Below are 9485 nucleotides of genomic sequence, written 5' to 3' on the forward strand. Positions count from 1 at the left end.
GGTCACGCCGGGTTTGCTACCGATCCCAATAGTCGAAAGGGACTGCGACGGCGACGTCGAAGCTGCCTGGGCAGTACAGCTAGCGGGCCGGGGCCTCGGTGGCGGCGGGCGCCGCGGCGGGAACGTCCCTGACCGCCCGCAGGCGAATGCGGGCCCCGCGATGTGGCACCAGGACAACGAATTTCAGCCGCTGGCGTTCGTCGGGCGCGGACGTGGTAGACAACTCGACCCGGCGCAGAATCTCGCGCAACACCACGCGCATCTCGACCGAGGCGAACCCGGCGCCCAGACAGCGGCGGTTGCCGCCACCGAACGGGAACCAGGTCGTCGGGGTGAGGGTGGCGCCCAGCATGCGGTCGGGGTCGAATCGGTGCGGGTCCGGATAAACCGCGGCGCTGGTGTGCACCAGCCCGATTCCGGGCGCCACCATGACCCTGGCCGGCAGCCGGTAGCCGGCCACGTCGGCCGGTTCGGTGAGCACCCGCCCCACATCGAAGACCACCGGGCGGATCCGCAACGTCTCCTTCACCAGCGCGTCGAGATACTCGTCTCCGGCCGGATCGCCCCCGGCGCCGGCCTCGGCGGCGGCCGTGGCCTTGGCCAGCACGGCCGGATGGCGGGTCAACCGCTCGAGCGCCCAGGACAACCCGTTCGCGGTGGTGTCGTGCCCGGCCACCAGCAACGTCATCAGCTGATCCCGCAACTCGCGGTCCGACATCGGGTGCCCGCCCTCGTCGGCACGGACGAGCATGGCCAGCACGTCGGTGCGCTCGGCCAGGTCGGGGTCGGCGCGGCGCTCGGCGATCTCGGCGTAGAGCAGGCGGTCCGCCTCGGCCATCCGGCGCCGCAGCGCCCGCCACGGGAGGTAACGCTGCAGCTCCGGCCTGGCCAGCGCCAGAGTCGCCCAGGGGCCCACCGTGAGCAGCCGGGGCATGATCGCGCGCAGGGCGGCGAGCCGGGCCGGATCCGTGGCACCGATGACCGTCCGCAGGATGACCTCCAGCGTGATCTCCGACATCTTGGGCGCGGCCGCGAAGCTCTTGCCCACCGGCCACTCGGCGATCTTGGCGGCGGCGATGTCGGCCATCTGCCCGGCTTGGCGAGCGACGGCGTCCCGATGGAAGGGCGGCAGCATCAGCCGGCGCCGGTCGCGGTGGACATCCTCGTCGATCACCAGAAGCGAGCTCTCGCCCAGCAATCCGCTCAAGATCGAATTGGCTTCTCCGGCATGGAAAACGCGCGGGTCGCCGGCGAAGACCGTCTTGATGTCGGCCGGGTCGGCCAAATACACCAGCGTGCCCATCCCCGCGACGCGCAGCGTGAACACGTTCCCATAACGACGCCGGCAGGCGGCAACGAAGTGCGACCCGCGGTGCAACATCAACGCGGCCTGTAGAACCCGGGGCAGCCGGGGCCCCGGCGGGAGCGTGGAACGCGCGGCTTTGCGCATCGCCCGTCATTTTACGACGGGCCCGCGCGGCGGAGCGGAATTACTTTGCGCCGCCCCCTCAGCTCACATCCGCAGCTGGGTGGTATCCGTCTCGTGGCGGTCGCCGGTCGCGATGAAGTCTTCGATCAGCTCCACCACCTGGTTCGGCGCCTCGACCTGAGCGAAGTGACCCACGTCGGGCAGGATTTCCAGCCGCGCGTCGGTGCGGGCCTCGTGCGCGGCGTACGCGTGGTCGACGGGGATGATGGCATCCCGCTCGCCCCAAATCGCCATCACCGGCAGGTCCTCGCGCAGCCGCAGCCTGCTGAGCGCGCTGACCGCCTGGCCCCGGTAGTCCACCACCGACCGCAGCGTGCGCAGGAACGACTGCCGGGTCTCGCCGTCGGACAGCGACGAGTAGGCGCTCCACATTTCGGCCCCGCGCGGCGAGTGGATGCCGGCCCCGCGCAACCACGACCTGAGCCGATTGCCGACGGCCAATACCGGCTTGGGCGCGATGATGGGCAGCACCAGCTCCGCCCCGGGCGCCGACAGCAGCCGCAGCACCCAGCCGACGTCGGGCCCCAGCCCGCCGCTGCTGATCAGGATCAGGCGCTTGGCGTAGTCGGGGTGCTGGTAGACGAACTGCATCGCGACGCCGCCGCCGAGCGATTGACCGACCAAGGTGGCCTGGCTGACGCCCAGCTCGTCGAGCAGATCGCGAAGCCAGACCGCGAACGCACCCAGCGAATAGTCCGTGCGGGGCTTCGCCGATGCGCCGTGGCCGAGCAGGTCCGGGGCGATGACCCGGAACTTCTTGGCCAGCGGCGGGATGATCGACCGCCACGTCTCTGAGCTGCCCGCCATGCCGTGGATGAGCAGGAGCACCTCGCCGTCACCCTCGTCGCGGTAGGCGACCCGGTCGCCGTGCAGCTCGAGATACTTCAACTCGTTCATGGCCCCGGTGTACCCGCTCCGGCGTCGTTTAGAGGCCTGTGTGGGCGAATCTGTGAGGGAAAACGCTTCCGGCCGCCACAGTGCCGGACGCCTCAGCGATGATCTACTGCATGACCGAACCGGTTGCGGCCCGCGTGGCCGTCTACCTCGACTTCGACAACATCGTGATCTCGCGATATGACCAGGTGCACGGTCGCAACTCGTTCCAGCGGGACAAGGCCAAGGGCCTCGAGCAGTACGGCGAGCGGCTGGACCGGGCCACGGTGGACGTCGGCGCCATCCTCGACTTCGCATCGTCGTTCGGGACGCTGGTGCTCACCCGCGCCTACGCCGACTGGTCGGCCGATATCAACACCGGCTATCGCGGGCAGCTGGTGGGCCGCGCGGTCGACCTGGTGCAGTTGTTCCCCGCGGCGGCCTACGGCAAGAACGGAGCGGACATCCGGTTGGCCGTCGACGCGGTCGAGGACATGTTCCGGCTGCCCGACCTGACCCACGTCGTGATCGTGGCCGGCGACTCCGACTACATCCCGCTGGCCCAGCGCTGCAAGAGGCTGGGCCGGTACGTGGTGGGGATCGGGGTGGCCGGCGCGTCGAGCCGGGCGCTGGCGGCGGCCTGCGACGAGTTCGTCATCTACGACTCGCTGCCGGGCGTGCCTGCGCTCGCACCGCAGGCCGCCGAAGCCGACGCCAAGCCGGCGAAGCGACGCTCCGGGCGTGCCAAGGAGGCGGCGCCCGAGGAGCCGGAGCCGCCCGATCCCCAGGCGGCCGCCACGGCGCTGCTGACGCGCGCGCTGCAGATCGGCCTGGACAAGGACGACGTCGACTGGCTGCACAACTCCGCGGTGAAGGCCCAGATGAAACGGATGGACCCGTCGTTCAGCGAAAGGTCGTTGGGATTCCGGTCATTCAGCGATTTCCTGCGTTCGCGCTCCGATGTCGTCGAGTTGGACGAGACGTCGACGACGCGGATGGTGCGGTTGCGTGCGCAAGACTGAAACCATCTCGGGGCCCCGGTGGCTGACCCGCAACGTCCGGGTGCTCTCCGGGGTCTCGTTCCTGCAAGACGCGGCCAGCGAGCTGTTGTACCCGCTGTTGCCGATCTACCTGACGGCCGTGCTGGGCGCCCCGCCGTCGGTGGTGGGCGCAGTCGAGGGGGCGGCCGAGGGTGCGGCGTCGCTGACGAAGCTCGCGGCGGGCCCGCTCGGCGACCGGTTCGCCCGGCGCCCGTTGATCGCCACCGGCTACGGCATGGCCGCGCTCGGCAAGGTCATCATCGCGGTGGCCGGGGCGTGGCCGGGCGTGCTGGCGGGTCGCGTGGTCGACCGGCTCGGCAAGGGCATTCGCGGCGCACCGCGCGACGCGCTGTTGGTCGATGACGTCGATGACGCCTTGCGCGGGAGGGTTTTCGGCTTCCACCGCGCGATGGACACCTTCGGCGCCGTCGTCGGTCCGCTGCTCGGGCTGGTGGGTTACGAACTGCTGGACCATCGGATCGCGCCGTTGCTGTATGTCGCCATCGTGCCCGCCGTCCTGTCGGTGGCACTCGTCTTCGGCGTGCGCGAGCGCGGGCGCCGGGCCCCGCGGGAGCGGCGGCAGTCCATGTGGGCGGGTGTGCGTTCGTTGCCGAGGCCGTATTGGCGGGTGACCGCGCTCCTGGTCGTCTTTAGCATGGTCAATTTCCCCGATGCCCTGTTGTTGTTGCGCCTCAACGAAATCGGCTTCTCGGTGGTCGGGGTGATCCTGGCCTACGTCGGTTACAACGCGGTGTATGCGCTGGCCAGCTACCCGGCCGGAGCGCTCGCAGACCGCATCGGCAGGCCGGCGCTGTTCGGCATCGGCCTGGCCTTTTTTGCGATCGGCTACGTCGGGCTGGGGCTGACCACGGACGCCGTCACGGCATGGCTGCTGATCGGCGCCTATGGAATGTTCACCGGGTGCACCGACGGCGTCGGGAAGGCCTGGATCTCGGGGTTGGTCGACCCGGGGCACCAGGCCAGCGCGCAGGGCGTGTTCCAGGGCGCCGTGGGCCTGGCCGTGCTGGTGGCCGGCTTGTGGGCGGGTGCCCTGTGGGGTTCGAACGGCCAACTGCCACTGCTCATTTCGGGGGTCACGGGCGGCGTCTTCGCGGTCCTGCTGATCGGCGGCCGGCTGGTCGGCGCGTTAAGGAGCGGGTGACCGCAACCCTGGCGACCACACACATCGGCTCCAACGTATGGCGAGGGCCGGCTTGAGCCCGCAATATCGTTGACACACAACCCAGCCGGTCATACATTGTGTGAAAGTTGTCGCGGGCGCCTCGCTTCGCGCGACCTCGAGGAGACCGTCATGGCCGTCGGTACCGCCCCCACAAGCGTTTTCGACGCCGACCTGCCGACGCTGGCGTACCACGCCGAGGAAACCCCCGCCGACGTCTACCCCCGCCTCCAGGCGGCGCAGCGGCACGCCCCGGTCGCCATGGGCCCGCACGGGCCCGAGGTCCTCTCCTACCACCTGGTCCGCTCCGTCCTCCGCGATGCGCGATTCCAGATCCCGCCGGGGATCAACCTGCTCGCCCAGGGGGTGACGTCGGGCCCGTTGTGGGACAAGGTGGTCAACAGCCTGCTGTGCCTGGAGGGCGCCGCGCACCACCGGCTGCGCAGCCTGACGTCCAAGGCGTTCACCCCCCGCGCGACCCTGCGGCTGCACGACACCATGGTCGACGTGATGAATGGGCTCATCGATGCCGTCATCGACGCGGGTCGCTGCGACGTCGTCGCCGACCTTGCCCGCCCCTACCCCGTGCCGATCATCTGCGCCTTGCTCGGGGCCCCGCGCGAGGACTGGCAACAGTTCTCGCTATGGGCGGACGACGTGTTCAAGGCCTTCAGCTTCAGCGTCGACATCCGGGAGGTCGAGCCCGTCGTCATGCGGGCGTGGGGCGAGCTCGACGACTACGTCGACGACATGGTGGCGCGGCGGAGGCACAGCCTGACCGACGACCTGCTCTCCGACCTGATCCGCGCCGAGGATGACGGCGACCGCCTGAACACCGCCGAGCTGCGGATGCTGGCGGGCGGCCTGCTGCTGGCGGGGACTGACACCACCCGCAACCAGGTGGCCGCGTCGGTGCACGTCCTCTGCGAGCACCCCGAGCAATGGGACCTGCTCAAGGAGCACCCCGAGCTGGCGATGCGCGCCGTCGAGGAGACCATGCGCCACTCGCCGATCGCGGGCGGGACCCTGCGCCTGGTGGTCGAGGACGCCGAGCTGGACGGCTACCTCTTTCCCGCGGGCACGATGGTCCTGGTCAACACGGCTGCCGCCAACCGCGACCCCGCGGTCTACGACGACCCCGACCGGGTCGACATCGCCCGCGAGGGAGCCCCGCCCATCTTGACGTTCGGCGGGGGTGTGCACTACTGCCTGGGGGCCAACCTGGCCCGGCGCGAGATCGCCGAAGCGCTGAACGTCATCGCGGGGCGCCTGCTCAACCCGCGCACCGCCGGGCCGGTCCCGTGGAAGCCGATGGTGAGCCTGAGCGGCCCGAAGAGCCTGCCCATCGAGTTCGACCGATAGGCGTCGGTGTGACGAAGACCGCCTGACACAAGTCGCGGTTGGTCCCCGCCCGCTTTACGCTCACTGGTTACACGAACTTAACGGGGGTTTTTTGATGCGTGCGTTTCCGGGGCAAACTGCGGCCAAATGCGGGTCTGCCCTGCCCGCGCTGGCCGCCTGCCTGGCCCTCGTGGCGTGTTCGGAAACCGCGTCCCCACCCGCCGCGACGCCCACCACCTCGACTTCTTCGGCGAAAACCGCGCCCAGCGCCGTCGCCGCACCCGCGCCCATCACCGGTCCCTTGGAGAAGGATTGGAAAAGCTACGGCGGAACGGCGTACTTCGGCTGTCCGGAGAAATTTTCCGACAGCAAATCCGCACTCGACGACATCCGGCCGAAAATATTCGATCCGAAGACCGGCCAATACGTGGCGCCGGCCCTCCCGGTGGTCCCCGCCGGTGAGAACCTGACCGGCGCCATCTGCGCGCTGACGGGCACGGCGGAGGACATGCGGGTCGTCTATATCGTCACGACCGTCAAACCCGCCCAGGCCCAACAACCCGCGGCCGCCAAGGCGACCGCGTACGCCTTCGACTTCAAGGCGGGCCAACCGCTGGCGACGAAGGAGCTGCAGCCGCCGACACCGGACCTGAAGCTGACCTCGTCGAAGGACTGGTCGCTGTCCTCGACCGCGTCGGGCGTGGCGTGGGTCAACGCCTTCACCGACGGGCACGCCCCCAATTCGCCGCCCCGGACCGTCATCCTGTCCGGCACCGATCTCTCGATGCCCTGGAACGATCCACAATCCGGGCGCGCCTGGCAGGACGTCCTCGCGTTCCAGCGCAACACCGACCCCGCCAAGACGTCGGGCGCCGAGCTGCGCCGGCCCAGCGGCGAGGCCATCTATCAGGACAACGACATCCGCAGCGTGGACGCCGAATTGTCCGACGGCCCGGACAAATTGGTGAAGATCACGCGCTGGGATTCCTACAACCCGCCCGTGCTGTCGACGATGTTCTACGACCTGAACGCCAAAGCGGTCATCAAGGTCGGCGACTCCGACCGCATTCCCGGCGGCGGGCTGTCCGCCACCTTGTCCGACGGGAAATTGTTTGTCGACGGCCATGATTCGGACAGTTCCCCGTTCGGTTTCGGGGTGTGGAACCTGCGCAGCCAGCAGTGGGATTTCCTGAAGACGCGCGACGACGCGAAGAAGATGTCGATCGCCAAGATGGCGTTCTTCGAAGACCACCTCTACATCACCAACGTCGGCAACACGTTCGCCGTCCTCGCCCTGCCCGCCACCGAACCGATCGCCACCACCTGGTCGGTCCGGCCCTTCGCGCGGATCTCGGGCTGGACGCTGATCTGCCGCGGTGAGAATGCCGTGGCCCTCAACGGCGACTGCAAGGACATCGTGATGGTGCAGGACCAGGACGGACACTTCCCCGGCCCCTGGACCTGAATTGCGTCAGCCGTCCACCGAGACCAGATGACGGTGCAGAAATTCCGTCTGCACCGAGCTGATCTCCTCGAACAGCTTTCCCGTGCAGACGTCGAAGTGCCCGACCGGGTAGCGGTGCAGCTCAACGTTATTCATCAGCGAGGCGATCCGTACCGCGAACCTGGGTGACGCCTGCAGGTCTTGGTCCCCCACGCACATCAGGACGGGCATGTGCAGTTTCTCCGCGGTGCCTTCGCGATAGCGCGGCAATGCGAACAGCATGCGGGGAGCCAGCGAGTTGCGCCAACCGACGGCTTCGCCGCCGAGCGCCTCGAACGCGAATCCGGCCTCTGGCTCAGTGAATACCGCGACGCCACCGGAACGGCTCACCACAGGAACCAGATACGGCCGCTGACCCACCTTCGCACCAACCACATCGCGCACCGCGGCGGCGGTGAATTGCAGCGTCCGCCATGCCACATCCCAACTGAGACGCTCGCGTAGTCCGCGGCCGCGGTGCCAGCCGTCGATCAGCGGGACTTGCGACACCACGGCGGCGACATCCGGGTCGTCGGCGGCGACCGCCAGCACGTGGCCACCGCTGAGAGACGTTCCCCACAGCGCAACCCGACGCGGATCGATGTCGTCACGACCGCGCGCGTATCGCACCGCCGCCCGGTAGTCGTCCCGTTGTTCGTCGACGTCGATGACTTGCCGAGGCTCGCCACCGCTCGCTCCGAAATGCCGATAGTCGAACGCCAGCACCGCCAGGCCCGCCGCCGTGAATTTCTCGGCGTAAGCGGGCAGACCGAGGCGCTTGGTGGCGCTGCCGCCGTGCCCCATCACCACGCAGGCGAGCCCGTTGCCCGCGTTCGCCGGCCAATACAGATCGGCCGCGCACGGCACCCCGCCGGACTCGAACGACACTTCCTGCAGCACTGACACGTCGGTTCCGTCCTGAGTCGCTACAACTCGTCCCAATCTGCCGCGTGGCGCGGGCACCTCACCAGAACCAAGAGGACCAGCCTTCGATGACGTTTTCCCCTACTGAACGGGCAGCCGGACGTCGATGCTCTCGGTATGCGTGGCAGACGACCACGGTTGCTGCTCGACCAACTGCGCGACGAGCGTGGTCGACGGGTCATGCTCGTCTCGCACTGCCTGCTGAACGAGAACACGCGTTACGCCGGGGGTGCCACCCGACCGGGTGCGGTGGCGGAGGCGGTGGAGGAGCTGATCGGCGCCGGCTACGGGATTCACCAGCTGCCCTGCCCGGAACGGCTGGCCTGGGGCGGCGCGCTCAAACCCCACAGCCTGCCCCTCTACCACTCCAAGGGCGGCCTGCTGTACCCGTTCCGCGGCCCGTTGCTGCGCGCGTTTGTCGCCTGGACCCGCCTCGTGTATCGGCGATTGGCGCAGCAGGCGGTTCGCGACGTCGCCGACTACCAGCGGTCCGGGTTCACGGTGGCCGGCATCGTGGGCATCGGCGCCTCGCCGTCGTGCGGGGTAGTGACCACTTTGGATATGCGAGCGTCGCTGGACGTGGTCGCGGCCTGTCCCGCCGCCGCGCTTACGCGCGACGTCATGAACGAGCGCGCCGTTCTCGGGTGCCGTCGCGCGGGCGAGGGCTTGTTCATCGCCGCGCTGGATCGGCAGTTGCGCCGCCGCGGGCTGCAAGTGCCGGCGCTCGAGCACGACCTGGCAGCGGAGCTCCGCGGTGAACGGCAGAACCTGCTGGCCGAGGATGCGGTGCGGACCCTGGGTAATAAAGCTCCGCTTTCCGGCGCCGCAGCACCCTAATCAACGCTGCATCTCGCACGTCAACTGCTAGGCGCGGGTGCGCGCGGATCGTCGACCCGCCAGCCCTCGTCCGCGTTCGCGGGAACCACTCGCGTGCCCTATTATCTGCGTATGCATGCAGGTACGCGGACAGCGCTCCGATGAGCGCGGGAAGCGAACACCATCACCACGAGCACGAGCACGCACATGCGCACGGGATTCGCGGCCTCGTAGCCCAACTGCGTCCGCACAGCCACGACGCCGCCGACAGCGTGGACACGGCCCTGGAATCCAGCGCGATCGGCATCCGGGCGGTCAAGATCAGCCTCGTTGGACTGG

The 9485-nt window shown here is 69.0% G+C and carries 8 protein-coding genes and 1 pseudogene; 6 read left to right on the plus strand and 3 right to left on the minus strand.

Features of this window, described 5'->3' with window-relative positions:
- Positions 1-79: 79 nt before the first annotated feature.
- Complete coding sequence (locus A5701_RS14860) at positions 80-1450, minus strand: cytochrome P450 (RefSeq protein WP_067754775.1); 1371 nt, start codon at positions 1448-1450, stop codon at positions 80-82.
- Positions 1451-1513: 63 nt separating this feature from the next.
- Positions 1514-2386, minus strand: coding sequence for an alpha/beta fold hydrolase (locus A5701_RS14865; protein WP_067754777.1), 873 nt, complete (start codon positions 2384-2386; stop codon positions 1514-1516).
- Between the two features lie 98 nt (positions 2387-2484).
- Here A5701_RS14865 and A5701_RS14870 point away from each other — a divergent pair, with 98 nt between their 5' ends.
- From A5701_RS14870 to A5701_RS14885, 4 genes are all read left to right on the plus strand, one after another.
- Positions 2485-3384: an NYN domain-containing protein gene (locus A5701_RS14870; RefSeq protein WP_067754780.1), complete on the plus strand. Its 900-nt coding sequence runs from the start codon at positions 2485-2487 to the stop codon at positions 3382-3384.
- On the plus strand, positions 3371-4564 hold the full coding sequence (locus tag A5701_RS14875; RefSeq protein WP_067754783.1) for an MFS transporter: 1194 nt from the start codon (positions 3371-3373) through the stop codon (positions 4562-4564). Before A5701_RS14870 ends, A5701_RS14875 begins: the two co-directional genes overlap by 14 nt.
- Positions 4565-4714: 150 nt before the next feature.
- On the plus strand, positions 4715-5944 hold the full coding sequence (locus A5701_RS14880) for a cytochrome P450 (protein WP_067754794.1): 1230 nt from the start codon (positions 4715-4717) through the stop codon (positions 5942-5944).
- A 94-nt stretch (positions 5945-6038) separates the two neighbouring features.
- On the plus strand, positions 6039-7388 hold the full coding sequence (locus A5701_RS14885; RefSeq protein WP_067754797.1) for a hypothetical protein: 1350 nt from the start codon (positions 6039-6041) through the stop codon (positions 7386-7388).
- A gap of 6 nt (positions 7389-7394) precedes the next feature.
- Here the strand turns inward: A5701_RS14885 and A5701_RS14890 are convergent, their stop codons facing one another.
- On the minus strand, positions 7395-8312 hold the full coding sequence (locus tag A5701_RS14890; RefSeq protein WP_067754800.1) for an alpha/beta hydrolase: 918 nt from the start codon (positions 8310-8312) through the stop codon (positions 7395-7397).
- Positions 8313-8447: 135 nt separating this feature from the next.
- Here A5701_RS14890 and A5701_RS14895 point away from each other — a divergent pair, with 135 nt between their 5' ends.
- Both A5701_RS14895 and A5701_RS29345 read left to right on the plus strand, forming a co-directional pair.
- Positions 8448-9167 carry a DUF523 domain-containing protein gene (locus tag A5701_RS14895; protein WP_082969756.1) on the plus strand — a complete coding sequence of 240 codons (720 nt, stop codon included), beginning with the start codon at positions 8448-8450 and terminating at the stop codon, positions 9165-9167.
- 140 nt (positions 9168-9307) lie between these two features.
- A pseudogene (locus A5701_RS29345) lies at positions 9308-9485 on the plus strand (hypothetical protein); the annotation flags it as partial.

Origin of the sequence: Mycobacterium sp. E3305, from assembly GCF_001666785.1 — a bacterium.
Taxonomy (GTDB): Bacteria; Actinomycetota; Actinomycetes; order Mycobacteriales; family Mycobacteriaceae; genus Mycobacterium.

Bases quoted from the DNA above. Each gene is read 5' to 3' on its own strand.
- A5701_RS14860 (WP_067754775.1), bottom strand. From the start codon at position 1,450: ATGCGCAAAGCCGCGCGTTCCACGCTCCCGCCGGGGCCCCGGCTGCCC.
- A5701_RS14865 (WP_067754777.1), bottom strand. From the start codon at position 2,386: ATGAACGAGTTGAAGTATCTCGAGCTGCACGGCGACCGGGTCGCCTAC.
- A5701_RS14870 (WP_067754780.1), top strand. From the start codon at position 2,485: ATGATCTACTGCATGACCGAACCGGTTGCGGCCCGCGTGGCCGTCTAC.
- A5701_RS14880 (WP_067754794.1), top strand. From the start codon at position 4,715: ATGGCCGTCGGTACCGCCCCCACAAGCGTTTTCGACGCCGACCTGCCG.
- A5701_RS14885 (WP_067754797.1), top strand. From the start codon at position 6,039: ATGCGTGCGTTTCCGGGGCAAACTGCGGCCAAATGCGGGTCTGCCCTG.
- A5701_RS14895 (WP_082969756.1), top strand. From the start codon at position 8,448: ATGCGTGGCAGACGACCACGGTTGCTGCTCGACCAACTGCGCGACGAG.